This is a genomic window from Streptomyces sp. NPDC005402 (assembly GCF_040606575.1).
Taxonomy (GTDB): Bacteria; Actinomycetota; Actinomycetes; order Streptomycetales; family Streptomycetaceae; genus Streptomyces.
The window spans coordinates 46,876-73,265 of record NZ_JBEXFB010000025.1 but is presented as its reverse complement, the minus strand read 5'-3'; the positions used below and the strand labels follow the sequence as shown (position 1 = coordinate 73,265).

20 protein-coding genes and 3 pseudogenes are annotated in these 26,390 nt (G+C 68.8%); 15 read left to right on the top strand and 8 right to left on the bottom strand.

Going from position 1 to position 26,390, the window contains the following annotated elements; all coding sequences use genetic code 11:
• Positions 1-66 precede the first annotated feature (66 nt).
• The 3 genes from ABZT02_RS36665 to ABZT02_RS36655 all read left to right on the top strand — a co-directional run bounded on the left by ABZT02_RS36665 (position 67) and on the right by ABZT02_RS36655 (position 2,143).
• Entirely contained in the window at positions 67-585 is a 519-nt protein-coding gene (locus tag ABZT02_RS36665) for a hypothetical protein (protein WP_356025528.1), read from the top strand.
• A gap of 107 nt (positions 586-692) precedes the next feature.
• A complete protein-coding gene (locus tag ABZT02_RS36660; protein ID WP_356025525.1) occupies positions 693-1,532 on the top strand; it encodes a class II glutamine amidotransferase in 840 nt (279 codons plus the stop codon).
• Between the two features lie 350 nt (positions 1,533-1,882).
• Positions 1,883-2,143, top strand: a complete 261-nt coding sequence (locus tag ABZT02_RS36655; protein ID WP_356025523.1) for a hypothetical protein — start codon at positions 1,883-1,885, stop codon at positions 2,141-2,143.
• 58 nt (positions 2,144-2,201) lie between these two features.
• Here the strand turns inward: ABZT02_RS36655 and ABZT02_RS36650 are convergent, their stop codons facing one another.
• The 4 genes and pseudogenes from ABZT02_RS36650 to ABZT02_RS36635 all read right to left on the bottom strand — a co-directional run bounded on the left by ABZT02_RS36650 (position 2,202) and on the right by ABZT02_RS36635 (position 6,017).
• Positions 2,202-2,783: a snapalysin family zinc-dependent metalloprotease gene (locus ABZT02_RS36650; protein ID WP_356025521.1), complete on the bottom strand. Its 582-nt coding sequence runs from the start codon at positions 2,781-2,783 to the stop codon at positions 2,202-2,204.
• 355 nt (positions 2,784-3,138) lie between these two features.
• Positions 3,139-3,384: pseudogene (locus ABZT02_RS36645) on the bottom strand (TetR/AcrR family transcriptional regulator); the annotation flags it as partial.
• Positions 3,385-3,519: 135 nt separating this feature from the next.
• Complete coding sequence (locus ABZT02_RS36640; protein WP_356025518.1) at positions 3,520-4,089, bottom strand: TetR/AcrR family transcriptional regulator; 570 nt, start codon at positions 4,087-4,089, stop codon at positions 3,520-3,522.
• 512 nt (positions 4,090-4,601) lie between these two features.
• Positions 4,602-6,017, bottom strand: coding sequence for an MFS transporter (locus ABZT02_RS36635; protein ID WP_356025516.1), 1,416 nt, complete (start codon positions 6,015-6,017; stop codon positions 4,602-4,604).
• A 622-nt stretch (positions 6,018-6,639) separates the two neighbouring features.
• Between ABZT02_RS36635 and ABZT02_RS36630 the strand changes: the two genes are divergently transcribed.
• The 6 genes and pseudogenes from ABZT02_RS36630 to ABZT02_RS36605 all read left to right on the top strand — a co-directional run bounded on the left by ABZT02_RS36630 (position 6,640) and on the right by ABZT02_RS36605 (position 10,543).
• Positions 6,640-6,864, top strand: coding sequence for a hypothetical protein (locus ABZT02_RS36630; protein WP_356025513.1), 225 nt, complete (start codon positions 6,640-6,642; stop codon positions 6,862-6,864).
• A complete protein-coding gene (locus ABZT02_RS36625) occupies positions 6,861-7,562 on the top strand; it encodes an SDR family oxidoreductase (RefSeq protein WP_356025511.1) in 702 nt (233 codons plus the stop codon). Before ABZT02_RS36630 ends, ABZT02_RS36625 begins: the two co-directional genes overlap by 4 nt.
• Before the next feature lie 24 nt (positions 7,563-7,586).
• A complete protein-coding gene (locus tag ABZT02_RS36620; protein WP_356025507.1) occupies positions 7,587-8,465 on the top strand; it encodes an alpha/beta hydrolase in 879 nt (292 codons plus the stop codon).
• A gap of 257 nt (positions 8,466-8,722) precedes the next feature.
• Positions 8,723-8,919, top strand: a pseudogene (locus ABZT02_RS36615) (hypothetical protein); the annotation flags it as partial.
• A 33-nt stretch (positions 8,920-8,952) separates the two neighbouring features.
• Positions 8,953-9,537 carry a DinB family protein gene (locus tag ABZT02_RS36610; RefSeq protein ID WP_356025505.1) on the top strand — a complete coding sequence of 195 codons (585 nt, stop codon included), beginning with the start codon at positions 8,953-8,955 and terminating at the stop codon, positions 9,535-9,537.
• 574 nt (positions 9,538-10,111) lie between these two features.
• Positions 10,112-10,543, top strand: a complete 432-nt coding sequence (locus ABZT02_RS36605) for a spore-associated protein (protein ID WP_356025650.1) — start codon at positions 10,112-10,114, stop codon at positions 10,541-10,543.
• 872 nt (positions 10,544-11,415) lie between these two features.
• Here ABZT02_RS36605 and ABZT02_RS36600 read toward each other — a convergent pair.
• Positions 11,416-13,968, bottom strand: a complete 2,553-nt coding sequence (locus ABZT02_RS36600) for a CBM35 domain-containing protein (protein ID WP_356025503.1) — start codon at positions 13,966-13,968, stop codon at positions 11,416-11,418.
• A 955-nt stretch (positions 13,969-14,923) separates the two neighbouring features.
• On the opposite strand from ABZT02_RS36600, the pseudogene ABZT02_RS36595 reads away from it, so the two are divergent.
• A pseudogene (locus ABZT02_RS36595) lies at positions 14,924-15,326 on the top strand (RICIN domain-containing protein); the annotation flags it as partial.
• A 1,135-nt stretch (positions 15,327-16,461) separates the two neighbouring features.
• On the opposite strand, the gene ABZT02_RS36590 reads toward ABZT02_RS36595, so the two are convergent.
• Positions 16,462-17,034 carry a dihydrofolate reductase family protein gene (locus tag ABZT02_RS36590; RefSeq protein WP_356025500.1) on the bottom strand — a complete coding sequence of 191 codons (573 nt, stop codon included), beginning with the start codon at positions 17,032-17,034 and terminating at the stop codon, positions 16,462-16,464.
• Positions 17,035-17,096: 62 nt separating this feature from the next.
• On the opposite strand from ABZT02_RS36590, the gene ABZT02_RS36585 reads away from it, so the two are divergent.
• Positions 17,097-17,582: an alpha/beta fold hydrolase gene (locus tag ABZT02_RS36585; RefSeq protein WP_356025648.1), complete on the top strand. Its 486-nt coding sequence runs from the start codon at positions 17,097-17,099 to the stop codon at positions 17,580-17,582.
• Between the two features lie 314 nt (positions 17,583-17,896).
• Here the strand turns inward: ABZT02_RS36585 and ABZT02_RS36580 are convergent, their stop codons facing one another.
• Both ABZT02_RS36580 and ABZT02_RS36575 read right to left on the bottom strand, forming a co-directional pair.
• A complete protein-coding gene (locus tag ABZT02_RS36580) occupies positions 17,897-18,844 on the bottom strand; it encodes an RIO1 family regulatory kinase/ATPase (RefSeq protein ID WP_356025498.1) in 948 nt (315 codons plus the stop codon).
• A gap of 776 nt (positions 18,845-19,620) precedes the next feature.
• Entirely contained in the window at positions 19,621-21,759 is a 2,139-nt protein-coding gene (locus ABZT02_RS36575; RefSeq protein ID WP_356025495.1) for a glycoside hydrolase family 36 protein, read from the bottom strand.
• Between the two features lie 192 nt (positions 21,760-21,951).
• On the opposite strand from ABZT02_RS36575, the gene ABZT02_RS36570 reads away from it, so the two are divergent.
• From ABZT02_RS36570 to ABZT02_RS36555, 4 genes are all read left to right on the top strand, one after another.
• The gene (locus tag ABZT02_RS36570) at positions 21,952-23,022 is read left to right on the top strand and encodes a LacI family DNA-binding transcriptional regulator (RefSeq protein WP_356025493.1); all 1,071 of its coding nucleotides are present in this window, start codon (positions 21,952-21,954) and stop codon (positions 23,020-23,022) included.
• 91 nt (positions 23,023-23,113) lie between these two features.
• Positions 23,114-24,427, top strand: a complete 1,314-nt coding sequence (locus tag ABZT02_RS36565) for a carbohydrate ABC transporter substrate-binding protein (RefSeq protein WP_356025490.1) — start codon at positions 23,114-23,116, stop codon at positions 24,425-24,427.
• Positions 24,428-24,627: 200 nt separating this feature from the next.
• Positions 24,628-25,461 carry a sugar ABC transporter permease gene (locus ABZT02_RS36560; protein ID WP_356025645.1) on the top strand — a complete coding sequence of 278 codons (834 nt, stop codon included), beginning with the start codon at positions 24,628-24,630 and terminating at the stop codon, positions 25,459-25,461.
• Positions 25,458-26,312, top strand: a complete 855-nt coding sequence (locus tag ABZT02_RS36555) for a carbohydrate ABC transporter permease (protein WP_356025488.1) — start codon at positions 25,458-25,460, stop codon at positions 26,310-26,312. Before ABZT02_RS36560 ends, ABZT02_RS36555 begins: the two co-directional genes overlap by 4 nt.
• Positions 26,313-26,390 lie beyond the last annotated feature (78 nt).

Below are 26,390 nucleotides of genomic sequence, written 5' to 3'. Positions count from 1 at the left end.
CGGCCGTTCGCAGCCCGGCCTCCTGGGACCACTGAGGGGACGTACGTCGTTCGTAAGGCAGGGACCATGTTGAGATCCGACCCCACCATTGCCCGTGAGCGTCGCAGGGAGCACCGCGCCAACGCCGACTACACCGGCGGTGTCTACGGTTCCCTGCTGGCCGCCACCGTGGTGATCGGTGCCGGCACGCTGGGCTCCTTCCCCCGGCTGGAGCTGGTCGTGCTCCTGCTCCTGAGCGGGGTGGCCTTCTGGATAGCCCATGTGCACGCCCAGCTGTTCGGCGCCCGCCTCGCCCAGCACCCCCTGGACCGCCACGGTGTCCTGCACGTGTGCAGGGACGAATGGCCGATCGTCAAGGCGGCCGTCCCTCCGGCTGTGGCCGTGGCGGTCAGCCCGCTGCTGGGACTCGACGTCCAGGGCACGCTGTGGCTCGCGCTCGCAGTGGCCGTGGCGGGGCAGATGGGCTGGTCAGTGGCGGCGGCTCGGCGGGCCGGTGCCTCAGGCCGCCTGATGGTGCTCACGGCCTCGGTCAACCTGCTTCTCGGTCTGCTGATCATTTCCTTCAAGCTTTTGGTGAAGCACTGACATATCGGTCACGTGGGCGTCGGCCGTCACGCGGTACCAGTCGGTGGCGTCGCGCGAAAAACGCCGGAGCGGCTGTCGTTCCGGGAATCGAAGGGATCTGGTCCAAGATGTGCCGCTGGATCGCCTATTCAGGCACTCCTGTCCTTCTCAGCAAAGTCCTGTTCGAACCGACGCACTCGCTGATCGACCAGAGCCTGCACTCCCGTATGGGGGTGGAAACGACCAACGGGGACGGCTTCGGCATCGGTTGGTACGCCGAGAACACGGCCCTCACTCCGGCCGTCGTGCGGGACATCGGCCCCGCGTGGAACAACCGCAACCTGCAGGAGGTCGCCCACCACGTTCGATCGGGTCTCTTCTTCGCCCATATCCGGGCGGCGACGGGTACAGCCGTGCAGCAGTCCAACTGCCACCCCTTTCGACACGGCCGCTGGATGTGGATGCACAACGGGATGATCAACGGCTTCCGCCTCATGAGGCGCGACCTCGCCGTGGCCGTCGATCCCGCGCTGTACCCCGACATAGAGGGGTCCACCGACTCCGAGCTCATGTTCTGCCTGGCGCTCACTTTCGGTCTGGAGGAGGATCCACCCGGTGCTGTGGCGCGCATGGCGAGCCTGATCGAGGAGATGGGGCACTCCCGTGGTGTTCAGCATCCGCTCCAAATGACCATCGCTGTGGCCGACGGCGAGCGCGTGTGGTGCTTCCGCTACTCCAGCGAAGGCCGCTCGCGGTCGTTGTACTTCAGCACCGAGGTCGCCACGCTGCGCGCACTCCACCCGGATGCCGCCTTCCTTCAGGACATTTCCGATGAGACCCGGCTCGTCGTGTCGGAACCGCTCGGCGAACTCGCCGGAGCCTGGAACGAAGTACCGGAGAACAGTTACGGAATCGTCCAGCCGGGCCGTGATGTGCTGCACGCCTTCCAACCCGGCCGTGCGGAGTGACCGCAGCCGGCTGGCGCTTCGGCGTGCAGCGGCTCCACCATCCGGCCCGGCCCACTCGGTGGTTGAGGCCCTGATACATCCGCGCACGCACCAAAACGGATCCTCGTCCGAGAACGGAGGCGGCTGCCCTGTCATCCGTGAACCGCGGTGCCCGGTACCGCGGTGGACGACAGGTCAGGCGGACCACGCGGCTGAAATCGTGTCGGGGTAGGACGCGAAGCCGGTGTTCATCGGCGTGGGCGCCAGGTGTCGTAAAGGGCGGCGACGGCGGCGCGTTGACTGAGAGGCCGGCATCGGCCCCGCGCCTCCCAACGCCCCTGCCATGCTGTACGCCGTTGTCTCCTGAACTCTTGATCCGGCAACGCCCGCACCGCGAGTACGACGTCGGCGGTCGGCTGGACCGGGCCAACGTGAATGCCGGGCAGCGACGCGTCGACGTCGGCAGCGTGACCGTCCGGCTGCGCCGGGGAGGAGGCGTCGGCGGGCCGCCCCGGACCCCGCGGGGCGATGCCGGGGGGCGAAGCGACGCCGAGCGCGGAGGTTGCTGCATCGCCCCGTCAGGGATGAAGCCGATGGCGCTGGCGGACGTGGTCCTGCCGCGGGCGTCGTGATCTACGTCCCGGGGATCTCGAGATCCCCGGGAAGCATGTCCGCTTGATGGCCGTGTGGTCAGGGCGCGTCGATGAGTGTCCGGCCGTCAGCGGGCGCGAGCGTCGCGATTCCGCCTGCGTAGGCGGACTGTACGCGGGAGCGCTCGGTGGTGTTCGGTGTGGCGTTGGTGCAGGCCGTGCCGGCGCTCGATCCCGACATCAGCTGTGAGCAGGGGCCGGGCTTGGTGTCCGGCAGGCCGAGGCTGTGCCCCAGTTCGTGAGCGGCGATCCGGGTCTTGTTGTAGCCCTGGTCCACGGCCTGGCTGCCGAGCTCGACGCGGACCTGGCGGCCCGGACGAACGGGGCCGAGCGTGGCCTGCGGCCAGCCCGTGGTGGCGACGATGACGATCTCGGCCGCGGTGCCGGGCGCCGCTTCCACCAGATGGACGTTGCTCACGTTCGCGTTCCACGAGGCGACACCGGCCGCGATCGCGGCCTCCCAGCCTGCGGCGCGGCTGTCGTCGTAGCGAAGGGTCACCGCAGCCGCCTGCGCGGCGGACGATTCACCCGCGGGAGCGTGAGCTGCGGTCGCGGGGCCCGCCATGGCCAGGACGAGCGCTGTGGCGGAAGTGCCTGCCTTGAGCCAAGTGCCGAGGGGCATTGCTGCTCCTTCATCCGTGGGGGGGAATCCGGCCCCGGCTGGGCCGGGTACGCGAAGGAGCGGCACGAGTTGTCCGGTGAGGGCTGGACGCACCGTCGACCGCCCCTCCGGCGCGGTGCGATGATATGCCCTGCGATCCCGGGCTGCCATGTACCTGCCATGATGAATATCCGTCAGAATCCAGTTTCCAGCGGAAGTTGTCTCGCTGGTCTTCGAACGCCATCCGCTGCGCCTGTGTGACCGCCAGTCAGGGATGGGCGAAGCGGACCCGTCCTGTCCCCCTGGCCCGCAAGAGCCCGAGCGTTAGCCCCTGAAAGAACGGGCTGCGATGGAGCACCGTCCTTTCGCCTGCGCGGCCCGGGAACTCGGGGGCGCCGGCCTGTGATTCCACATGGGTGAGACGTGCAGGAGCTGCTCGCGGGATGACCGGCCGTCGTCCGCCGCAGGCAGTTGCCGCATAGCGGAGGCGCGCTCCCTCAGGCTTGCTGCCAGGCGTTCGTCCCCGCCGCCACGCACAGGGCTCGACGCCGATGTTGACGCCGTCCCGGTAGGTGAGGGTGGCCGCCGCCTCCAGTAACCGTTGCCTGCGGCGCAGCTTCACTTCGCTGGCCGTACCGCGAGGTTGACGCGCCTGTCGTCCCCGGCGCGGCGGCGCACGCCGGGGGCCACTGCGAGTAACGGCACGGGTGACCCGCCAGTACGCCGGGACGGCGGCCTTCTCGGGCGTCGCCTCCGCTCAGCGCACGTCCGCCGCATCGAGCAGGGCGGCCACGGTGGGAGCGAGGAGCCCTGTTCGTGTGTCGGCTTTGATTCCCGCACGGGCGCTGGCGCCATCGAAGACCAGGATCAGCTGCCGGGCCAGCAGGCCCGGGTCGATCGCCCCGCCCCGTTCGGCCTCGGTGCGGAAGAAGGCTGTCAGGTTCTCCTTGACCTGGCGGGCGACCCGGCTCGCGGGGTGGCTCGGGTCTTTGAGCTCGATCTGCGCGATGAGGTATCGGCAGCCCTGGAAGTCGGCTGCACCCGCCTGCGATTCCGCCTGTTCGAACACGTGCAGGATCCGCTCGCGGGGTGGACGGTTGTCGTCCGCCGCGGGAAGGAGCGCCGTCACATAGGCGGAAGAGCGTTCCTCCAGGCTCGCCGCCAGCAGTTCGCCTTTGCTCTCGAACAGCTGGTACATGGAGCGCTTCGACACCCCCGCGGCCTTGCACAGCGCGTCGACGCCGATGTTGACGCCGTCCCGGTAGGTGAGTGCGGCCACTGCCTCGAGCAGTCGCTCTCGGGAGCTTGACTTTGCTTGGGTGGTCATCTCGCGAGGTTAACTCGATTCTGGTCTGCTGAAAACCGATCGGTTTACAGTGCTCAGTCTTTTCGGGCTTCGTTACCGCGGGGATGCGGTGCAGCCGGCGGGGCGCGCCGGCTGCACCGCATCCCTGCGGAACGGAAGAACGCGGCCCTCACTCGGGCGCCGCAGGAGAGGGTCGAGCGGATACCGCTGGTGATCTGTCGCAGGCTCGAACCCTGCGAGGAAGCGGCAGAAGCAGGGCGGCGCCTTGATGGGGGTGGCGACCGAACGTCGGCACCGCCCATGCGGTCTCCAGGATCGGTGCGCTCACCCTCCCTGCCGCGTTCGCCGCGCCCGGCGTCGCTCGCCTGCCACTGCCCTTACTGCGCTCGGTGCCCCCATGGCCGGTATGCCCATCGGCCTCGCGTATTCAGCCCACAACGTGGGGCCCTCTGCCGGCGGTGATCGCTTTGATGAAGACGGAACGCGCCGGCAGAGGTGGACGCAAGGCATCTCTCACCACGGTGGGTTCAGGCTCAGTGGGCGATCACAGGCTCGCCCTCCGACGGCGCCAGCGGCGTATTCGGAATCAGAAGGGCCGAAAGGGCGGCGCCGACCACGAAGAACCCTGCGCCCCACGCCAGGGTGGCCGTGTAGCCCTCGACCCCGGCCTGCGCCACGGCCAGTGCGCCCGGCTTGTGCGAGGACAGGTAGTCGGTCGTGGCCGATGAGGCGACGGTGGTCAGCAGTGCGGTGCTGATGGAGCCACCCACCTGCTGGCCGGTGTTGATCAGTGCGGAGGCGACGCCCGAATCCTCGTGATGGATGCCTGCGGTCGCACCCTGGAACGCGGTGGTCATCACGCCACCGAGGCCGAGACCCAGCAGGATCAGACCGGGCATGATGTGGGCGGCGTACGTGCTGTCCAGCTCGAGCTGGGTCAGCAGGGCCATACCGGCCGCGGCGACCAGGAAGCTGGCGCTGACCACGATCTTGGGGCCGACCCTGGGCAGCAGCAGCGAAGGTGCCGTGGTCGACGCGGCGACGATGCCCGCGACCATCGGCAGGAACGCCAGGCCGGTCTTGATCGGCGAGTAGCCGATGCTGGCCTCCAGGTAGTAGGTCAGGAACAAGAAGATCGAGAACATCCCCATGCCGATGACGAACACCGCCAGGAACGAACCGCCACGGGTCCGGTCCAGCACGAGTCGCAGCGGCAGCAGCGGATGCGCCACCCTGAACTCCAGCCATACGAATACCGCGAGCAGCACCACACCGACGATCATGGAGCCGAGGGCGACCGGATTGGTCCAGCTGGTGGACTCGACGTGCGCGAATCCGTAGACGATGCCGAACAGCGCCGCGCTCACCACGATCGTGCCCGGGATGTCGAGTTTGGGTCGCTCGGTGACCGCAGGTTTGGCGAGCAGCAGCACCGCACCGACCAGTGCGACAGCCGCGAAGATGACGTTCACGTACATCACCCAGCGCCACGACGCCCATTCGGTGAGCATGCCGCCGAGCAGCAGCCCGATCGCTCCGCCCGCACCGGCCAGCGCACTGAAGATGCCGAACGCCTTCGGCCTTTCGGCCGGGTCTGTGAAGGTCACGCTGAGCAGCGAGAGGGCCGCGGGCGCGAGCAGCGCGGCGAACAGCCCCTGGGCCACACGTGCTGTGACGAGGATGGCGAAGCTGTTGGCCGCACCGCCGAGGACGGATGCGGCCGCGAAACCGATCAGGCCGGTCACGAAGGTGGTGCGCCGGCCGAACAGGTCGCCGAGCCGGCCGCCGAGCAGCAGCAGGCTGCCGAACGCCAGGGCGTAACCCGTGATGACCCACTGTCGGCTGCCGTCGCTGAAACCGAGGTCATGTTGCGCCGCGGGCAGCGCGATGTTCACGACGGTCGCATCGAGCGTGACCATGAGCTGCGCCGTGCCCAGCACGACGAGCACCCACCAGCGCACGGCATGTGAGCCGCGGCGGCCCGAGTCTGTTGTCCCGGAGGCAGGCGCCCCACGGTCGAAGGTGGTGCTCACGTTTCCCCTTGCTTTGCTGGGCATCGGCCGAACACAGGTCGGAAACCGATCTGTTTCCACTTAGATAAACAGATCGGTTTCCGTGGTGCAAGTGCGGGTCGCCTGCGGCCGGGAGTGACCCAGCGGAGCCGAAGCCCGCGCAAGCCGGTGGCGCGTGACTGGTCGTTCGACGTCGCGGCACGGCTGTCCGGGCGAGTCGGCGATCCGTGGCGGTACCCGGGCGCGTTCAGCGCGGTGCTGCTGCCGTTGCTCGGCGCTGCTGCCGCTGAAGGTCATCGCGAGGAACCTTCTGTCGCTGAGCGCGCCCTTCAGGGCCCCTGGTTCGGATCTTCCAGGACGGCCACCTGTGCAACGTGCTCTGCTTCGATGCGGGAGCCGCGCGACAACCAGGACGACGACAGCACGGAAGTCGTGGCGACCGCCCTTTAGGTCATCGGCCTCCCGGCGTGGGTGCGGCGCTACAAGCCGGCCTTGCTCCCCTGTCGGCCGCGAATGCCGCTGGCCCGCCGCTGCGGCCGTTCGCCATCAAGGGGACGGCGTGGCGGCCGACGGCATCGCTGACGAGCCGGAATCCGCCTGGGTCGGGCGGCGCGGCGGCCTGGCCGCCGGCTCGAACAGTGCGCAGGGGGGCAGGGTGCAGAGGGTTGCCCGCTTGGTGAGGGTGATCTGGTTGCAGAAAACCTTGCCGGGCTTGCGCTCGGAAACCCATCGGTTTACCTTGGTGGAAACCGATCGGTTTCTCATTGTCTGGAGAGAGTCATGACTGCTTTGAAGGGCGCGAACGTCTTCGTCACCGGCGGCAGCCGCGGTATAGGCAAGGCGCTGGTGGAGGAGCTGTACGCGCGCGGTGCCGGCAAGGTCTACGCCACGGCCCGCGACCCGCGCAGCGTGACACACCCCGACGCGGTCCCGGTGGCGTTGGAGGTCACCGACCCCGCCTCCGTGGCGGCCGCCGCCGCACAGGCGCAGGACGTCACCGTGCTGATCAACAACGCCGGCGCCTCGGTCGGCGCGTCCTTCCTCGACTCCCCGGTCGACGACGTACGCCGTGAGTTCGAGACCAACTTCTACGGCCCGCTGCTGGCCGCCCGGGCGTTCGTGCCGGTCATCGAGCGCAACGGCGGCGGCCACATCCTCAACGTGCACTCCGCGCTCTCCTGGATCGCGCTCGGCGGCTCCTACAGCGCCTCCAAGGCCGCCCTGTGGTCGCAGACCAACTCCCTGCGCCTGGAGCTTCAGCCGCGTGGCATCGCCGTCACCGGACTGCACGTCGGCTACGTCGACACAGACCTGACCGCAGGCGTCGACGCACCCAAGTCGGACCCCCGTGACGTCGCCGCACTCGCCCTCGACGGCATCGAGACCGGCGCCCACGAAGTCCTCGCCGACGACATCTCGCGGCAGGTCAAGGCCGGTTTGGCCGGCGACCTGGCCGGGCTGTACCCCCAGTTGGTCAAGTAGCCACCCATACGAGGAGTCGGCGAGATGCCCGTCCACGAGCCACGTCCCACGATTCACATTCAGGGGACCGCCAGCCACACCATCGCCCCACGCGCGGGACACGACGGCCGCGAGGGAAGCCTGCGCTACCTCAAGGCGGGCACCGGCGCCCCCCTGGTCCTGCTGCACACCGTGCGCACCCAGGCCGAGCACTTCCGTCACCTCATCCCGCTGATCGCGGACCGGTACACCGTGTACGCGCTCGATCTGCCGGGGATGGGCTACTCCGAGATCGTGCCCGGGGCGTCGTACGACGAGCCGGCCATGCGCGCGGGCGTCAAGCGGCTCCTCACCGAACTCGACCTGCACGACGTGACGTTGGCGGGGGAGTCCATGGGGGCGGTGCTCGCCCTGACCACCGCGGCCGATCTCCCGGAGCGGGTCCGGCGCGTCGTCGCGGTCAACACCTACGACTTCCGCGGCGGCATCGCCCGGTCCAGCCTCCTTGCCCGTACCGTCGTCAGCGGAGTTCTCGCCCCGGGGGTGGGCCCGGTGATCGCCGGGGTCGAGCCCAAACCTGCCCTCCGCAAGATCCTCCAGGGCGGCCTCGGCGACAAGAGCGCGCTACGGGACGACTACGTGGACGAACTCCTGCAGGTCGGCCGCCGCCCCGGCTACCCGACCGTCGCCCGGGGCGTGTACCAGAACCTGCCCACCCTCATAGCGGCCCGCTCGCGCTACCCCGAGGTCAAGGCGCCCATCCACCTCGTCTACGGCGAGAAGGACTGGTCCCGCCCCTCGGACCGCCAGGCCAACAAGCAGCTGCTGCCGGCCGCCGACTTCACACAGGTCCCCAGCGCAGGCCACTTCGTCGCCCTGGAACGGCCCGACGTACTGGCCGACCTGCTGCACGCGGTGGCCTGACACCCCGGACCACTGACCTGAGAGCAGTGCATGGCGGAGACGCAGATCGAGGTCGCCGTTCCGGCACAGATGCGTAGTGGCACCGTCCTGCGAGGCTGTCCAGCGACTCGGCGGCCCGGGGCCGTGGCCCGGTGCCGCTGAGCCCGCTTCATGCTCGATGCGGTGGCGGCTGCCCGGCGCGGGTTCATGGTGGTCGTTCAGGACTTCTGCGGTCGGTTCACCCCCGAGGGGGAGCGGGAGCGGTGCGCGTACGAGGCGGATCCGGCAGCATGACCCTGCAGGGCGTTGGGCCGGCCTGCTTCGGCTCGGTGGCCGCAGGCATCGGAACAGGCGGCGTGCTCTGGCCGGAGGCGCGGCGGTGCTTACCGCCGGCTGGATTCTCACCTGGCCCACGCCACCCCGGCCCCCACGTCTCTCTGACAGACGCCGTTGCGGACCACGTACAGGGTCTTGAGACCACGAACAGCCCATGGAAGATTCATGCCGCATGATCGATGAATTCGCGAAGGACACCCTGCACGGGAGGCTGCGGCGGGACCGCGAAGCGCTGCTCTGGAAACTCGACGGCTTGTCCGAATACGACGCCCGCAGACCTCTGACGGCGACCGGGACCAACCTCCTCGGCCTGGTCAAACACGTGGCCACCGTCGAGGCCAGGTACTTCGGCGAGGTCTTCGACCGCCCTTCCCCGGAATCGCTGTCCCGGTGGCAGGACTCCGACGGCAGCGATCAGTGGGCGACCGAGGACGAGACCCGCGATCAGATCATCGGGTTCTACCGGCGCACGTGGGAACACTCGGACGCCACGATCGTCGAGCTTCCCCTCGATGCCCCCGGCCACGTGCCGTGGTGGCCGGAGCCGTATCCCAACACGCACTTGTTCGCCATCATGGTCCATGTACTCGGCGAGTCCATCCGGCATGCCGGCCACGCCGATATCCTGCGCGAGGGCCTCGACGGCCGGACCGGGGTACGTGCAGAAAACGAACAGCAGCTCGATGAGGAAGCCCGTGCAGCCTACTGCGCGAAGATCGAGCAGGCGGCCAGGTCGGCCGCATCAATCGCGCCTTAGTGGGTCATGCCTGGCAGTCCGACATCAACTCCTGTACCGGGGCTTGTGATTTTCGAGCACCCGGCCACCTGATATGCCCGCGTCACTCGACGTGGTTCAGCCCGTGCCTTTTGTGGTCCACGTCCAGCTCGAACGCGTCCGCGTCGATCAGCGGGCGCAGGGCGCAGGGCGCCGGCGGCCGGGACCGAGGCGGAGAAGCTGTAGCGGCGAGCGGGTTCAAGTTGCGGTGCTGCACGCCGCGCGGCATCGGAGTGGGTGGCCGGTGGCGTGCAGCTGACGATCGACACCAGCGTCGCCCCCTACGAGCGGGTGGTCGCGGCGTTGGGGGCCGCGTAGGGCTGGCAGCGCTCGCAGTCGCGTCCGCCGGGTCTGCTGCGGGTACTTCCCGCGGGATGGCGAAGAAGAGGTCGGGCTCTTTGTCAGTGTCTCTGAGGAGGAACGGCCACGGACCCGTTCATTCCGTGTCCGGGTTCGGTAACCGGTGGCGGTGGTCTACAACGCTGGTCGGGTGACGCGGGTCAGACCCTTCGAGGTCGACGAGCTGTTGGAGCAGTCGACGAAACGGGGGATTCACATGAACATCATTCAGCGTGTCGCAGCGGTCGGAGCGGTCGCAGCCGCCGTGGTCGGCGCCATGGGGGCCGTCGCTCCGCAGGCAGGGGCGGCGACGCCCTTGGCGAAGTACAACGGTGTCTGTGGGGCGGGCTACACGGTGGTCGACTCGGCGGCGGTCGGTACGGCGGGCACGGTCTACCTGACGTACAACCCCTCGACCGGACAAGACTGTGTGGTCACCGTGCGCGCCCGTCCCGGCACCGCCGTGTCCATGCTGGCAGGGCTCACGGACGCCCAGGACGTCGACCCCGAGTTCGATGACGGTGACTACACGACCTACGCCGGCCCGGTGTACATCGGTCACCCCGGGCACTGCGTGAGCTACTGGGGACGGATCTCCGGCCAGAGCGGCGGAGCGAACAACGTGCACTGCACACCACTGACGGACTGAGCGGTCAGTGGGCCCGGACCAGGTGCTCGCATACTGCTTGGAGGGTCACGCCATGGTCCGCATCTACACCGGTCAAGGCCGCGACAACGACGGCGACCAGTACATGGACCGCCGCGACTAGGTGCGGGACAGCTACTCCGACACCGCCACGCTGCGCAACGACCACAGCCGCTTCATCGGCGACGCGTCCCGGGCGGGCGTCATCACCACCCCTGACCCGCATCCCGCATCTGCGGGCTCGAGATGCCACGGGATGTGGCCCCGGCCGGTTCGCCCGGCCGGGGCCATCCGGCGTGCACGGCGCGTAACAGCTGGCACGGGTAGACCGGCGGAAACCTGGGGCCCCGGGATGCTTCGTTCCGAGCCGGGATGCGGTCATAGTCGGGCGCGACCGCTCAGGTTTGCTGCGGTTACGTGACGACGTGATCGTTTTGCATGAGATGCGATGGCCGGAAGAAGTCCGGGATCTGGTGGCCGTCGACCCCGGCGCACGAGAAGGCACCGAAGGAGGAGATCGAGGAAGTTCTCGCTCTCATCAACCGCGGGCAGAGCAATTCGCCGGTTCACTTATGCCGTTCGACTATCAATAGCCCCTCCCCTCATCGGTCAACGAATCACACCTGGGGCCGTGTGGATCGGGGAGGTGGCTCGCCGAGAAGCGACGCGCCCCGCAAACCCTCTCCGGAGAACGTGGCGGGTGACGTAGTCGCGGGCGATGAGAAGCTTTCGCTCGATGCTGCGCGGGGGGGCAGCGCTCCATGCGCAAGAACGGCCTGTTCCTGCCCGAACGCATCGCAGCCCTCGACACGTGCTCCAAAGCCGGGTTGTCGGCTCCGGCCGGGGCCCGGTGAGGGCCCCGGCCGGAGGCGGCGTCAGCCGTTCAGCGGTGCGACCGTGATCCGGTCGATGTCCGGCGCGTACGCCGAGGAGTTGGCGAAGGTGACGGTGTTGGTGCCGGCCTTGAGAGTGACCGGAACCGGCAGGTACCAGTAGTTCGACCAGCTGTAGGTGTTGCGGAACATGACCGTCTGCGTGGTGCCGTTGACGGTGATGTCGGCCGCCCGCGAGACGACGTTGGTGTTGTAGTTCCCGGAGCCCGAGACCTGGTTGTTGGCGTAACGGACGCTCATCACGTACCGCCCGGCCTTGGCGGTCTTCACGGGCAGGGTGAGGGTGTTGCCGGAGCCGTTGCCGATGTTGCCGACGTACTTGCCGTCCGAGGTCCAGGAGTTGCTCGCGACAGCCGCGCTGCCGGCGAGGGTGCCGTCCTCGGCCTCGTAGGCGGTCACGCCCTCCGTGCTCGGCGCACCGGTGACGCGCAGGTCGCGCAGGGAGAGCGAGTTGGAGCCCTGCGCGGCCGCGGTGATGCGATTGTTGCCCGCCGACAGGTACAGCCTCAGGGTCTTACCCGTGTCCTTCCCCCTGACCGGTGTCAGCGTGGCGGCGGTGGCGCCGTCTAGGCTCAGGGTGCCGCGGCCGGTGTAGTCGGCCCGCACCGTGTAGTACCCGTCGGCCGGTGCGCTGACGTCGAAGACGGCCTTGTCGTTCTTCCGCAGCACCAGGGTGCCGGCGCCGCTGACGCCCGAGGTGGAGTAGTCGTACGACGGCGAGCCGGTGATGTCGGCGTACGTCGCCGGGTAGACGGCCTGCGGTGTTTCCGACGCGGTGAGGTCGATCTTGTCGAGGGTGACCTCGCTGGTGCCCTTGGCCAGGGCCAGGGTGTGGGTGCCGGCGGACAGGGTGACCGGGGTGCGCACGATGGAGCGGTAGGTCCAGTTCAGGGTGGACCCGTAGGTGAGGGTCACCGGGGAGCCGCCGTCCACCGTGAGGGTCTGGGTGGAGGGGGTGCCGGACTGGTTGCCGTAGAAGACGTCCAGGTCGTACGTGCCCGTCTTCGGGACGGTGACACTGAAGGCGACCTTGCTGTTCGGCTGGTTGAGGCTGCCGACGTCCTTGGTGCCGGAGGTCGCGAAGCCGTAGGGGTTGGAGCGCGAGCCCTGGGAGTAGACCGTGCCCGCGGTGATCGCGGCGTTCTCGGCCTCGTACGACGCCGACCAGGGCAGGCTCGCCGCGGTGGACGTGCCGTGTCCGGCCGGGTTGACGGTGACGCGGTAGGCGGCCATGGGGTCCAGGCCGGTCAGCGGCACGGTGACCCCGTGGTCCTTGCCGACGGTGAGGGTGGCGCGGGAGACGACGCTCGGTGCGGCGGCGGCGCCCTCGTAGCCGCTCCATCCGACGCGCTCCACGGTCACGTCGACCTTGTGTCCGAAGGAGGCGGGTATGTGCCGGAGCACGGTGTCGACGGAGCCGGAGGTGCCGCCGAGCAGGACCTGGGCCTGCTTGCGGCGTGTGTCCAGTGACCCGATGCCCTGCAGTGTGTCGATGGTGTTGGCCTGCGGCGGGGTCGTCTCGACGGTCTTGCCGGTCAGTCCCGCGTACCAACGGAGCAGCCACCAGCTGCCGTTGGGGATGTTGGTCTGGACGGCGTTGTCGTTGAGGTTGCCCGCGATGTTCCAGTACGCCTGGTCGGCGTAGACCTTGTTGCGTTCGAACATCGACAGCCACTGGACCATCTGCCCGGGGACGGACTGGTCGCGCCGGTTGGCGTACTCGTTGATGCTGACCGGTCGCGCGGAGATGCCGGCGTTCTTCTCGATGGCCCGGTAGGCGGCGAGGTTGGACTCGAAGTTGGCGAGGGAGCTGGGGTCCAGCTCGTGCCAGGTGGTGACGTCCGGCAGGACGTTGTTGGCCTTCGCCCAGGGGTAGAAGTCGGCCATGAGACGGGCGTCGTAGTGGGTCTCGTTGGGGCCGGCGATCCGGGCGTTCGGGATGATCGAGCGGATCTTCTTGTAGACGGTGGCCCAGTCGCTCTCGAACCTGTCACGCGCGCCGGTATACGTGGCGGTGTCGGAGCTGCCCAGGCCCTGGTACCAGATGCCGTCGGGCTCGTTGAACGGCACCCACACGAAGTCGTCCGCGTCGGGGCGGGCGGCGACCTTGCGGACCATGGTGTCGACCTTGGCCAGGTAGTCGGCCAGGCCGAGGTTCTCGTAGGGCCACTGGGAGTAGTAGTCCTGCATGTAGATCTGGACGTCGCCGCCGCCGGCGCGATCGTAGGCGGGCTTGACCGTCAACGCGTCGCCGTTGGGGTGCTGCAGGCCGTCGGGCGCCTTCTGCACGATCGAGGTCATGTGCAGTGGGTCGAGCAGACTGTCGCCGGGGACGCCGTCGTCGCTGAGACCGTAGAGGGTCCCGTTGGCACCGTGCATGACGGCGCCGGTGGTCCGGCCGAGGTCCACTGTCAGCTGGGGTGTCGCCGCTTGCGCGGCAGGGATGGTCAGAGCCGTGCCCGTGAGGGCTGCGGCGACGACGCCCACGCCCACGAGGGTGCGGAAGCGTCCGGATCTGCTGGTTGTACGAGGCATGACGGTCCTCCTCCTCCCGCGGCGTTGCGGGAGGCGTGCGGGGCTGGGTGGATCCGGCGTGGGCCGGGGGTACTTGACGGTGTCGCTGGTGATGCCGGAGACGCTACGGCCCTGGGCGGTGACGAAGACGAGCATGTGGGAGGGCTCGTCATCGCGCACAGGCGAAGATCAGCTGCCGGTGGTCGAGGTACTGCTGGGCGCCGGTGACCCGAGTGGGGTCGAGCGGCAGGGTGTCCTCGTCCCCTCCGTCGGGGGTGAAGCAGGCGGCGGGATACCGATGGTGTCGGCTGCGAGGTGGTCGCCGGCACCGGTGGTGTCGCTCAGGACCGCGCTGACGTACGGCTTCCTTGGGAGTTTGCTGGCGGTCTGCGCGTCCCGGCTCCTGCCGGGCGGCGCGTCTGGGCTCCTGCCAGGCGGCGAATGAGACGACGCCCCTGGCGCTCGCAGGGGCTGTCGCCGCCCCTTGCCGCCGAGTGTGGCCACGGCGCCTCGCAGGGTGGCTACGCAACCGTGGAGGGCGATGTCGGGCGAGCGGACTGGCACGGACCGGATCAGACCGCCGACCAATGCCGGGACGAGCGCGTCGCGGCTGGAGCCCGGCGCCTCGGTGGCCGCCTGGGTCCGCTCCGGGATCCCGTCGTTCACGTCGGAGAGGCCTGTCGCATCTTTGTGACCGGTCACATGCATGCATGGATTGTGAGCGGTCACAACGTGGGCGTCAAGAGGTGGGCGCACGGAATTCATGCTCCGAATCCGGCAGTTGGCGACGGCCCGGGGTCCCCGTCGAGCGGAGTGCCCAGCTCAGGCCTGCGAGGATTGCCTAGGCGCGGCCTGTTCGGAGGGAGGGAAAATGTTGACCACGTGAGTCGGGGGTGGGGCGGCAGATCGCGTCTGGTCTCGGCGTCGGGGGCTCTTTGTCGGGCGGCGTCGGCGGTTCGGTCTTCTTGCGCAGTCGATACAGTTCAGTTCCTCCGCCTCCTTCCGGATCACCAACGTCACGGACGGACTCGCCCTGGACAGCGGCGGCGATGTCACCTCGGGCTCGAACCTCAAGCAGTGGGCCTGGGACGGCAGCCCCAACCTCCAGTGGCGGGCGGTCGAGCTCGGTGACGGCTACTACAAGCTGGTCAACATCGCCAACGGCATGGTCGCCGATGGCTGGGGTGACGCGGCGAACGGCGCCGCCGCGCTCGTCAGGCACCCTGATCGCCGACCGGGGCGACGGCCGTTACTCGATCGCTAACCGCACCACGGGTCTGGTGCTCGACGGGGGCGGCAACGTCGCCTCCGGTTCCTTCACCAAGCAGTGGACGTATGACGGCAACACCAACCTGATGTGGACCTTCACCGCCCTGTGAGGCTCACGCCGGAGTGACAGGTGGCCGCCCGCGCGGAACAACGGCGCGGGCGGCCACTGCCTGTTCGTGACCAGAACCGAGCAGCCCTCACCGCCCGGGCGCCTTCCCCGCTTCCGGCGACGCCCGGGCGGCGAGGGCACTCTGCAACCAGCTGCTGTGTGGGGCAGTTTGGCGTCGTCCTGCGGACTGCAGCCTGGAACGCCCATTGCTGTGCCCGGGAGCCGTCGCGCTGTGTGGCCACCACGTACGGGGCCCGTACTGGAGTCGGGCCCCAGGGCGAGATCCTGAAACGTTCGGATACGCGAACGAGGGCGATGGGCAGCCTGTTCACCCGGCGAGAGCCCGGCCCCACACCGGCGCGACCCGCTCCGGCAGGGGGCCGCTCCCGCTTCGGCGCACGGGCGGCTGCCGCATCCCGCGCGGCGAACAGTCCCGGCTCGCCATCGGTCAACCACCCTCGCTCGACCAGGCGTTTCAGCTTCGACCCAAAGCCTTCGACCTTGCTCTTGTCCGTCGACAGGCCCAATGCGGCACTGAGGTGATGCGCCCGCATCGGAAGCACCACATCGCTGAGCACCTCGACGATTTCCTGGTAGACGCGCGGCAACACGCCCCCCGTCAGATCGGGCGTCCATTGCGGCACCAGCCGCACCCCCCAGCGGACCCTCCTCGGCGGGACGCTCCGCCCCTTTTCGCCGCCGTGGCAGCCGACGCCGTGGTGGTCTGCGGCCGCACCTGCAGCTCGGGCTCCTGAACCGACCCGTCACCCGAGAGGATCTCCGTCATCGTCTCGCGGGTGATCTCCAACCGCGACAGGACCGCCTCCTGATCCTCCAGACGCCCGGTCAGCTCTGCGATCTGCTCCGGCAGTTCCTCAAATCTGCTCCCGCGTGGCAGCCTCCCGCCGATCGAGTTCCTCCCACCACGACACCATCGCCGCCTCCAAGACCGCGTCCTGGGACACGACGATCCGCCCTCCGACCACGAACGGCAACGGCGCACGGCATCACCAGCTCACTTCACCGAAACTTGTGCAACTTGAAGATGCTGGTCACGGGGTTGGTGTGGATCGTTGATCGCGTACTCGTGCTCGTTACGGGCGATTCCCCACGCTCAAGATCGCCTGCCCGTGCGCTCAGCGACGGACGCGGTAGCGGATGTGGGTGGCCTGCGGCGTGTCGATCACCCGGACGATCTCCAACTCGATCTCTGACGGCAACACATCGAACAGCCGATGGCCACGCCCGAGAAGCACCGGGATCTGATGTATCTGCACCTCATCCAACACCCCGGCCTCGAGCGCCCGCTGCGCCGTGTACGCGCCACGCACCTGCACGTCTCTGCCTTCGGCTGCAGCCTTGGCCTGTGCCATCGCGCTCTCGATCCCATCGGTCACGTACGTCACCAGTGGATAACCCCAGCGAGCGGCAGGCCCGGGCGGGCGGTGGCTGGGCACAAAGATCGGGAGACCGCCGTGATCACCACCCCAGTGATCCATGAGCTCGGCAGTCCGCCGGCCCGCGAGCACCGCACCGGCCGCATTCCATTCGTCCTGGAATTGCACAGCCGGCCCGGATGGCTGGCCGGACTCCCCGTCAGCGTCGGCCCACTTATGCAGCCGCTCGCCATCGTCGCCGCCGAGGAAATCGTCGGTGTCGGCGATGTACCCGTCGAGTGACACCGACATATCGAGTACTGATCTAGACACTTCGACCTCCTGTGGTCTTCCTCCAGAACCGGTTTCACTGCGTGTAGACCTGGCGTGGCGGCATTACTCATCGGCCTGACAGACAAGCATCACCACAGGCACCCGCCCGCGACCAGCCGAGGAGACGACCATCCACCGACACCAGCCCCGATGACCAGCCGTTTTCCAGATACACAATGCTCACTGCAGAAGAGCCGCACCCCAACTGGATCCACTCTGCCGACGGGCTCGCCGTCAAGGCGGGTGACGCGGAGGAGTCCATCATCAGCGGTGTCGACCCCGTCCTGACCGCCGAGGCCGTCAAGCGCCTCAACTGGCAGGGCATGCGCGCCTTCACCGAGACGCTGGGCGCCGCGGCGACCGACGTGCCGCTGACGTACGTCGTGGCCACCGAGGATCCTGCCCTGCCGCCCGAGGTGCCGGAGCAGTGGGCCGGCGCGCGGCCCATAGTCTGCGTGTTCCGTGCGGGCACGCACTCCCCGCACCTCTCGCACACCGACGAGGTCGCCGCCTTCCTCGCGGAAGCGGTCGCACGCGCCGAGAAGTAGATCGCGGACCGGCCGTCTTCCATGCGGTGGGAAGGTCTCCCGCCGTCAGGGCGGTGAGGAGGAACGGAAGTTGGCCGGAGGCACGTCCAGCCCGTACTCGGGCAGCACGCCAGGTTGCCGTTTTCCGGGTTGGCCGGGAGGCGCAAGTCGGGGTCAAGCACAGCTCGCCTTTGGCGGGGCGAGTCCTGCAATCTCTCCGCGATTTCATGAATTGCCGGACCGGCACCTGCACCACCTGCCCTCACCCATACGGGCCCTGCCAGCGCAAAGATCGGAACCCACTCACGCCCAACCGAGCCCCTCCGCCACCCGGTTCAGAAGGCGTGCGCCATCAGCTCCGCGAACAGCGCGTGCTCGTCGGCATCGAGGCCCCGCGAGCGGAACCAGCCGCAGATGTTGGCGCAGTCGCGTTGGAGGAAGGTCATCCCGTTGAGGTTGCCGACCAGGTCGACGATCTGTGGCAGGTCGATGACGACCAGCCGCTCGCCGGCTGCCAGGATGTTGTACGCCGATAGGTCGCCGTGCACGACGCCGTTCTGCACCATCGTCGCGAGCGCGTCGGTGAGCTGCTCGAAGTACGCGGCCAGCAGCTCGGGTGAGGGTCGGGTCTGGGCGAGCCGGGGCGCGGTTGCGAGGGCGCCGTCCTCGTCGACGACGGTGATCCACTCCATCAGGATCTCGGTGCCGTCGATCTGGACCGGGTAGGGAACCGGCAGCCCGAGGTTCCAGAGTCGCACCAGCGCACCCCACTCGGACACGGCCCACTCGCCGGCCGCGACCTGTCGGCCGAAGGTGCTCTTCCGCTTGACGGCCCGCTCGTCACGTGAGCGTTTCATCGAGCGCCCCTCGGTGTAGGACGCGGCGCGGTGGAAGGTCCGGTGCTCGGAAGAGCGGTAACGCTTGGCCGCCATGACGACGGCGCCGGCGGGCTCGAGCGGGTCGGCGCGCTCGATGAGGTGGACGTCGGCTTCCTTGCCGGTCTTGAGGACGCCGAGTTCGGTGTCGATCGCGCCCTGCGAGGTCACCACCCAGTCCGGGAGCGGCTCGGGGCCTCGGCAGAGGGGTTCGACACTGAGCCAGGTCGACCAGCGCCGGCCGTCCCCGGGCTCGTCGTAGGAACGGAAGTCGAAGACGAACCGATCGTCGATGTCGCCCAGTTCGTCGCGTGGCGGGACGTGGCTCTGGGGGGCGGCGAGGAAAGCGTCAGGAGATGTCGGGTGCAGCGGGAACTGCGGGTACTGCGGGAGATCGTCGTGAGACATCGCTGGAGGTGCTCCATGAGATGAGAGGGAAGCGGTCTGCGGGCAGGCCGAGGACAGTCGTATTCACGGTCGTGCCTCCTCTCGTGGAGCACCGGGCAGCTCCCGATGTCGCGCCCATGCTGCGGGACGGACACGGGGAGCGGCAACCGAATAAAGCGGGCTGCGTCGAGCGGTTTCTGCGGTGCCGTACGTCCTCCGCACACGCCACCGTGGCGCACCGCCCCCCACGGGCGGCGCGCCGTGTTCACTACAACTCCCCGAGCGTCTCGACACTTGCGAGCGCCTCCCTCGGCGGAATCGCCAGCAGACGCGCGTGACGGGCGGGGCCTACTCGGGGAAGTCACCAATGGGGGCAGCGAATTCGTCCGGCGCGCCCAGCCGGACATCGAGGCCTTCGGCTTGGTTACGCTTGGATCCGGTGCCTTTGCCGACGGCGTCCAGGGGGTCTTGCGGGAGACGCTGGTGGAGGAACGGCCCCGGCACGTTCGACGAGCCCGTCACTTGCCTACGACTGGGGCCTTGGCAGGACGTCGGTCATCGCGACGGTCACGACCACCGTCATTCCGGCCGGCGGCCCGTCCGCTGTCTCCGCACCCCCCGTACCGCTGTCGGCATCGACACCGTGAGGGTCGACGGGGTGGCGCGGGGCTCGGTCATGTTCACCCCGGCAGACGTTAATTGAGCCTGTCCACTGTCCAGTCGACAGTGGACGGCTCGCCCCCGGTGCTCGTGAGACCACATCGCTCGGCGCGTTGCACCCTGTGTCAGTTCCGGTGTCAGCTGCGTTCTCCACCGGTGGTGCCGAGTCGGACCAGCACGGCCGTGTTGGGGCGTGGCAGGGCAACGGTGAGGTGCGCCGTGGCCGCATCCCAGATTGCTGTGGCGCCTGCGTCGGTCGGGTAGAGGAGCTCGACGCGCGGGGGAGTGCCGGTGAGGTGGGGGAGCCGGAGGGTCCTGCTGCCGGCGTTCTCCAGGGCTTCGGTGCCCGAGGGGGTGGGTTCCCGTCGCCACAGTGCGAGGTAGGTCGCGGAGTCGGTGCGCAGTCCGTGGGCCAGCCACTCGTCGTCCCATGACGGCAGACCCAGGGGCCAGAGGGGAAGCGCGTCGTTGATCTCGGACCGGATGCGCTTGTAGACGTCGACGCCCGAGCGGACGAGTGCCGACTGTGCGTCGTCCATGCGGTCCAGGAAGCCGGAGAGGTGCACGCGGCCCAGCAGGGCGGTGGTCATCGTGAACGCGATCTCGTCGAGATCGAAGTGGGGCTGGGGGTAGGCCCAGACGGCTGCCTGTTCGGGCGTGACCGCGGTGGTCGCGGCGGCTGCGATGGGCGGGTAGCGCAGCGGGTCCTGCTGGTCGCTGGTGGACTGCAGCTGGGTGACGGCGAGTTGCGCGTAGTCCATACGCAGGCCACCTGATCCGCAGTTCTCCAGTACCAGGTCGGGATGGCGGTCCAGGAGCGAGGCGAGCCAGTCCAGGTGGGCGCGGTGGTGCCCGAGCAGACCCGCACCGGCGCTTTCGGTATCGTTCTCGGTCCCGGGGCCGATGTTGATGTTGTAGTCGAGCTTCAGGTAGCCCACGCCCCATTCGCCCACGATCCGGTCGACGACCTGGTCGAGGTGGGCGCGGGCGGCGGGGTGGCGCAGGTCCAGGTGGTGGCGGCCGTGCTCGGTGATCCGGACCCCGCCCCGGCGGAAGAACGCCTCGGGCGGCAGGGTGTCGGCCAGCGGACTGCGTACGCCGACGACCTCGGGTTCCAGCCACAGCCCGGGCGTCATGCCGTGCTGTCTGATGGCGTCCAGCACTTCCTGGATGCCGCCCGGAAAGCGGCGCCCGGCGGGTTCCCAGGCGCCCACGGCGTCCCACCAGCCCTGGGCGTCGTCGTCGTACCATCCGGCGTCGATGACGAAGACCTCCGCCCCGGCGGCACCGGCCGCCTCGATGAGCGGCAGGAGCTTGTCGGTGGTGGGGTCGCCCATCAGGGTGTTCATGTAGTCGTTGTAGATCACCGGCAGGGCGCGGTGGTCGGGGTGGTCGCGGCGGATGCGGCGGCGGTAGGCGGTGAGCTCGCCGAACGCGCCGTCGAGTCCACCGGTCCTGGCGCGGACGAGGACGGCGGGCACCGTGGTGAACTCCTGGCCGGGAGCCAGGGTCTGACGCCACTGGTGGTGGGCGTCGTCGGGTCCGAACAGCGCGATGTAGGCGGCGCCCTCGCGCTCGCCGGTCTCGTAGCGCCAGCCCGCGCTCGACTCGATCTGCCACAGCCAGGCGCCCTCACCGCCGTCGGTGAGGGCGGCGAGGGGCAGGTGCCGGCCGGTCGACCAGGAGCCCTGCGAGTACCGCTCGAAGCAGCCGCGGCCCTCGTGGCCGTGGGCGGCCCGGTTCAACGGGACGACCTGGTCCCGGAAGGCGGCTTGGCGCCAGCGGCACTCGGCGAGCCAGTCGTTGTCCGCCCAGTGCAGGGTCAGGCCGTCGAGACCGGCCGCCCGGTCGACGATGCCGCCGAGGGTGAGGGTGGACACGCTCTCCAGATGCAGGGGGGAGTCGCCCTCGTTGACCAGACGTACCTGCGAGCGCAGGAAACCCGAGCCGGGGACGGTGCTGAGGGTGACGTCGGCGGCGAGACGGGTCTGCGGGTCGGTCAGCCGGATCGTGGTGTGCCGCCACTGTCCGTCTTCGACGGTGTCGTGGTCGCGGAGCACCAGGCGGTTGCCGACGGTCGTGTCGATGAAGCGTTCTCCGGACCAGGTGCGTCCGTGTCCGGTGAGGACGACCTCGACGACGGGGACGAGGGAGTCCCAGTGGTGATCGGCGTCGGTCAGTCTGACGGACCCGGCGGAGTCTGCGACGGCGCGCAGTCCGAGGGCTTCATGGGTCCACAGCAGAGACTCCTGGGCGATTTCAGCAGCAGCTGTCAACGCGATTTCCCTTCTGGGACAGATCGAACGGTTCGGTGGTCCCAGGCGGGCGTCTTGAGCTGGTATGCGCAGGTGGCGTTGGGTTTGTGGGGTCTCCAGGCCTGCGAAGCGATGGTTCGCGTTTTTGCCTGCGAGGTAACACCGCGGTTGCGACCTCTTGACGACCGTGCTGTGACCGCTCACAATCCTCGCATGTCTGTGACCGGTCACACAAGCTCCGGAGCCCATGCCGGCCCTCAGGGGAAGCAGCAGAAGCCCGCGAGTATCCGCGACGTCGCCCAGGCGGCCGGCGTCTCCTACCAGACGGTTTCGAGGGTCATCAACGACCACCCGAACGTGAAGGACGAGACGCGGCGCCGGGTCGAGGCCGCCATCGGCGAACTCGGCTTCCAGCGCAACGCCACCGCGTTCGCCCTGGCCAGCGGCGTCACCAAGTCGGTCACAGTACTGACGTCCAACACCGTCCTCTACGGCTACGCAGCCACCCTGCAGGGCCTGGAGGAGGCCGCCCGGGCCGCCGGCTACTCGGTCGGCGTACGGGTCCTGACCCCCGAGGACGACCTGGACCGGACGATCGCCACGGCGACCTCGGCCGGGGGCGGGATCATGGTAATCGGTTTCGACCGGCTCGGAGCGGCGGCCCTGGACCGTATTCCGTCCAACGTGCCCTGCGCCGCGGCCGTCGAAGCGCCGCCACCGGGCCGGACACCTCCCCGACCGGCCGTGTGGGTCGACGACCGGGAGGCGGCCCGCGCCGCCACCGAATACCTCCTCGGACTCGGCCACCCCACCGTCCACTACGTGGCGATCCCGGCGTCCACGGGCTCCAAGCGCTCGGCGGCACCACGCGCAGAGGGCTGGCGCCAGGCCCTGGTGACCGCCGGTGTCACCCCGCCGCCGCCCACGGGCAAGGGCTGGGACGCGCAGGCCGGCTATGACGCGGGCCGCAAACTCGCCCGCGATCCGGGCGTCACCGCGATCCTGTGCGGCAACGACGACCTGGCGCTGGGCGTGCTGCGCGCCCTGCACCACGCCGGCCGGTCCGTCCCGGGGGACGTCAGCGTCATCGGCTTCGACGACGCCCCGCACTCGGGGTTCGTGACACCCGCCCTCACCACGGTCCGCCTGGACTTCCAGGGGCTGGGCCGCTCCGCCTTCGGACTCCTGCGCGCCCAGCTGGAGTCCGACTTCCAGCCGCCCGAGCCGACGCTCGCCGGCCCTGATCTGATCCGGCGCGAAAGCTCCGGGAGCCGGGACGTATGACCCGGGCACCTTCGCGCCTCTGCTTCGCCTCAGCCCTCACCCACCTTCACAGCCCCGCTCCGCCAACCCTCGCGCGCTTAAGGAAAGACCCATGAAAAGAGCCGTTTCCTCCCTCGCCGCCGTGTGTGCCCTCGGACTGGCTGCCACCGCCTGCAGCGACGCCTCCGGCGGCACGAACTCAGGTGCCGCCCCGACCGGGTCCGTGAACGCGACCGCGAGCTTGAAGGGCGTCCACCTGACGATGTGGGTGGCGCAGAACAGCGTCGGCGAGCCCAAGCAGGCCATCAGCGCCTTCGAGAAGGCGACCGGGGCCACCGTCACCACCCAGGTGATACCGGACCCCTACGAGTCGAACGTGCCCACCAAGCTGGCCTCCGGCGACAAGCCCGACCTGATGTTCTGGCAGCCCACCGGCTCCACCCTGCCGTTCATCCAGCCGCAGAAGAACCTGCTCCAGCTGGACAACGAGGACTGGGTTTCCAAGCTCGGCAAGACCGAGCAGAGCCTCGGCCAGGTCGACGGCCACCGCTACGCCGCGATCGTCACCAGCCCGGCCTCCCTCGGCGTCTACTACAACAAGGCCGTCTTCGCCAAGGCCGGCATCACCAAGATGCCCGCCAGTTACGACGACCTCCTCGCCACCGCCGCGACGATCAAGTCCAAGACGGGTGTCGCGCCGTTCTTCGAGGTCGGCGGCGACAAGTGGCCCCTGCAGTGGCAGGTCCAGCTGCAGCTGACCGACCTGCCGCAGAGCTTCTGGGACAAGCTCAACAAGAACCAGGCCAAGTGGACCGACCCGGTGATCGTGAACGCGATCAAGAAGTACAAGACGAAGGTCCTGGACGGCGGGCTGGCGCAGAAGAACTACAAGACCGCCACCTTCGTCGACCAGGGCAAGGCGATCCTGGACGGCAGCGCCGCGATGGCCGTGAACGTCACCTCGCTGCAGAGCGAGATCCAGGCCACCTCCAACACCGCCGAGATGGACCAGAAACTGGGCTGGTTCCCCGTCTCCAACAGCTCCGCCAAGGCGCTCTACTCGCCCGACCAGACCAACGGCGTCGTCGCCTTCAACACCGGCGACAACCAGCGGCAGAACGCCGCCCGCCAGTTCCTGTCCTTCTGGCTCGGCAAGGACTACCCGGCCTACATCAAGGCGAACCGCATCGTCTCGGTGGAACCGTCCGTGCCCAACCCCGACGGCCTGCCCCAGACCGCGACCGCTCAGGCCGACTCGCTCGCCACCGCCACCGGTGTGTTCCAGGTCAAGGCTCTCACCGCGCCCGACATACACCTCGCCCTGGCCGACATGATCTACGGCAAGAAGACGCCGGAGCAGGTCGCCCAGGCGGCCCAGGACCAGTTCACCCAGGTTCTCAAGGCGCGCGGCGTCTCCGGATTCTGACCGGCACGTCCCTTCGCACGACCCGCCCCGGGCGCCTGCCGACAGCACTGCCCGGGGCCACCCACCGGAGGTGAGAAGTGGCGGACACAGCCACCATCGGCGTCACCGACGTCAGTCCCAGCAAAAAGGCCGACGGGCCGGCCGGGCGCGCCCCGCGCCGTCGGCCGCGCAGCAAGCCCAACCAGCCGTGGTGGTTCGCCCTGCCCGCGCTCGCCGTGTTCGGCGCCTTCTTCCTGCTGCCGAACCTGCTCAACTTCGTCTACCCGTTCACGAACTGGTCGGCGTTCCACTCGGACATCCGGTTCGCCGGACTGTCCAACATCCGGAGCATCCTTCAGGACGGCTCGATGTTCCGGGACATCCGCATCACCGTGGAGTACGCGGTGCTGGTCGCCCTCTTCCAGAACGGCTTCGGGCTCGCCCTGGCTCTGCTGCTGGAGCGCGACAGCCGGTTCAACCGCTTCTTCCGCGCGGTGTTCTTCCTGCCGGTACTGATCTCGGCCCTCGCGGTCGGCTACATCTTCCGCGCCCTGCTCGCTCAGGACGGCGCCCTCAACAGCGTCCTGTCCTCGCTCGCGGGCCACCACGTCGACACCCCCTGGCTGGGCTCCACGACCTGGACGCTGGTCGTGGTGACCCTCATCCACGGCTGGAAGTGGATGGGCCTGGCCATGCTGATCTACCTGGCCGGTCTCAAGAGCATGCCGGGAGACGTCCTGGAGGCGGCCCGTATCGACGGCGCCGGGCCCTGGCGCACCTTCTGGTCGATCCGGTTCCCGCTGCTGGCCCCCGCGGTGACCTTCAACGTCACCACCGCACTGATCGGCTCCATGAACACCTTCGACATCGTCCAGGCCACCACCGCCGGCGGCCCGGGCAGCGAGACGGAGGTCTTCAACATCTACATGTTCCGCGTCTTCGGTCAGGGGCTGTACGCCCAGGCCTCCGCGATGAGCCTGGTCCTCTTCCTCATCGTCGTCGTCCTCGCCGTCCCCGTCATTGTCGGCCTGCGCCGAAGGGAGAACAACCAGTGACCACCGCGCCCGTGTTCATCCCCGCGCGCCGGCATCTGCCGCGCTGGGTGCAGCCGGTGGCCGTCGTGCTCGTCGCCGCCGTCACCATCGGCATCCCGCTGTGGCTCGTCGTGGTCACCTCGATGAAGCCGCAGGCCGAAGCGATCAAGCCCAACCTCTCCCTGCCGCACCACGTCCAGGTCGCGGACAACTACCAACAGACCTTCGACCAGGGCAAGATCGTCCAAGGCTTCGTCAACAGCCTGCTGGTCGTGGTCCCTTCGGTCGTCCTGGTCCTGTTGCTGGGCGCCGGCGCCGCCTGGGTCTTCGCCCGCCGCACCGGGCGTCTGGTGGGCACCCTGTACGCCCTGAGCATCAGCGGACTGCTGCTGCCCCCGGCCGTGATCACCATCGTCATGGAACTGCGCCAGCTGGGCCTGGCCGGCACCCAGCTCGGCATGATCGCCGTCTACACCGGCATGTATCTCTCCACGTCGATCTTCTTCATGACCGGCTTCATCCGGAACCTCCCCGAGGAACTGGAGGAGGCCGCCCGCATGGACGGCGCCGGACCGGCCCGGGTCTTCTTCCGGATCATCCTGCCGCTGCTGCAACCGGTCATCGCCACCGCGACGATCATGGTGATGCTGTTCGCCTGGAGCGACATCTTCTACGCCTTCTTCGTACTCGGCGGTGGCTCGAAGGCCACCTTGCCGCTCAACCTCTACCAGGTCGCCAGCGCCCAGCTGTACCTCAACAACTGGCACCTGATCTTCGCCTACGTCGTGATGATGAGCCTGCCGATGGTGGCGGTGTTCGTCGTCGCCCAGCGCCGGGTCGTCGCCGGAATCACCAGCGGTGCCGTCAAGTAGCCCCACTCCCGTGATCCCCGGGGCGTCACTCCCCGCACGCCCCGGGGATCACGCCCGCTCTCCGCTCCCGGTTCCACC

Excerpts from the sequence above, each read along its gene's own strand:
- ABZT02_RS36665 (WP_356025528.1), top strand. The coding sequence starts at position 67 with ATGTTGAGATCCGACCCCACCATTGCCCGTGAGCGTCGCAGGGAGCAC.
- ABZT02_RS36660 (WP_356025525.1), top strand. The coding sequence starts at position 693 with ATGTGCCGCTGGATCGCCTATTCAGGCACTCCTGTCCTTCTCAGCAAA.
- ABZT02_RS36650 (WP_356025521.1), bottom strand. The coding sequence starts at position 2,783 with ATGCCCCTCGGCACTTGGCTCAAGGCAGGCACTTCCGCCACAGCGCTC.
- ABZT02_RS36640 (WP_356025518.1), bottom strand. The coding sequence starts at position 4,089 with ATGACCACCCAAGCAAAGTCAAGCTCCCGAGAGCGACTGCTCGAGGCA.
- ABZT02_RS36625 (WP_356025511.1), top strand. The coding sequence starts at position 6,861 with ATGACTGCTTTGAAGGGCGCGAACGTCTTCGTCACCGGCGGCAGCCGC.
- ABZT02_RS36620 (WP_356025507.1), top strand. The coding sequence starts at position 7,587 with ATGCCCGTCCACGAGCCACGTCCCACGATTCACATTCAGGGGACCGCC.
- ABZT02_RS36610 (WP_356025505.1), top strand. The coding sequence starts at position 8,953 with ATGATCGATGAATTCGCGAAGGACACCCTGCACGGGAGGCTGCGGCGG.
- ABZT02_RS36605 (WP_356025650.1), top strand. The coding sequence starts at position 10,112 with ATGAACATCATTCAGCGTGTCGCAGCGGTCGGAGCGGTCGCAGCCGCC.
- ABZT02_RS36600 (WP_356025503.1), bottom strand. The coding sequence starts at position 13,968 with ATGCCTCGTACAACCAGCAGATCCGGACGCTTCCGCACCCTCGTGGGC.
- ABZT02_RS36580 (WP_356025498.1), bottom strand. The coding sequence starts at position 18,844 with ATGTCTCACGACGATCTCCCGCAGTACCCGCAGTTCCCGCTGCACCCG.
- ABZT02_RS36570 (WP_356025493.1), top strand. The coding sequence starts at position 21,952 with ATGTCTGTGACCGGTCACACAAGCTCCGGAGCCCATGCCGGCCCTCAG.
- ABZT02_RS36565 (WP_356025490.1), top strand. The coding sequence starts at position 23,114 with ATGAAAAGAGCCGTTTCCTCCCTCGCCGCCGTGTGTGCCCTCGGACTG.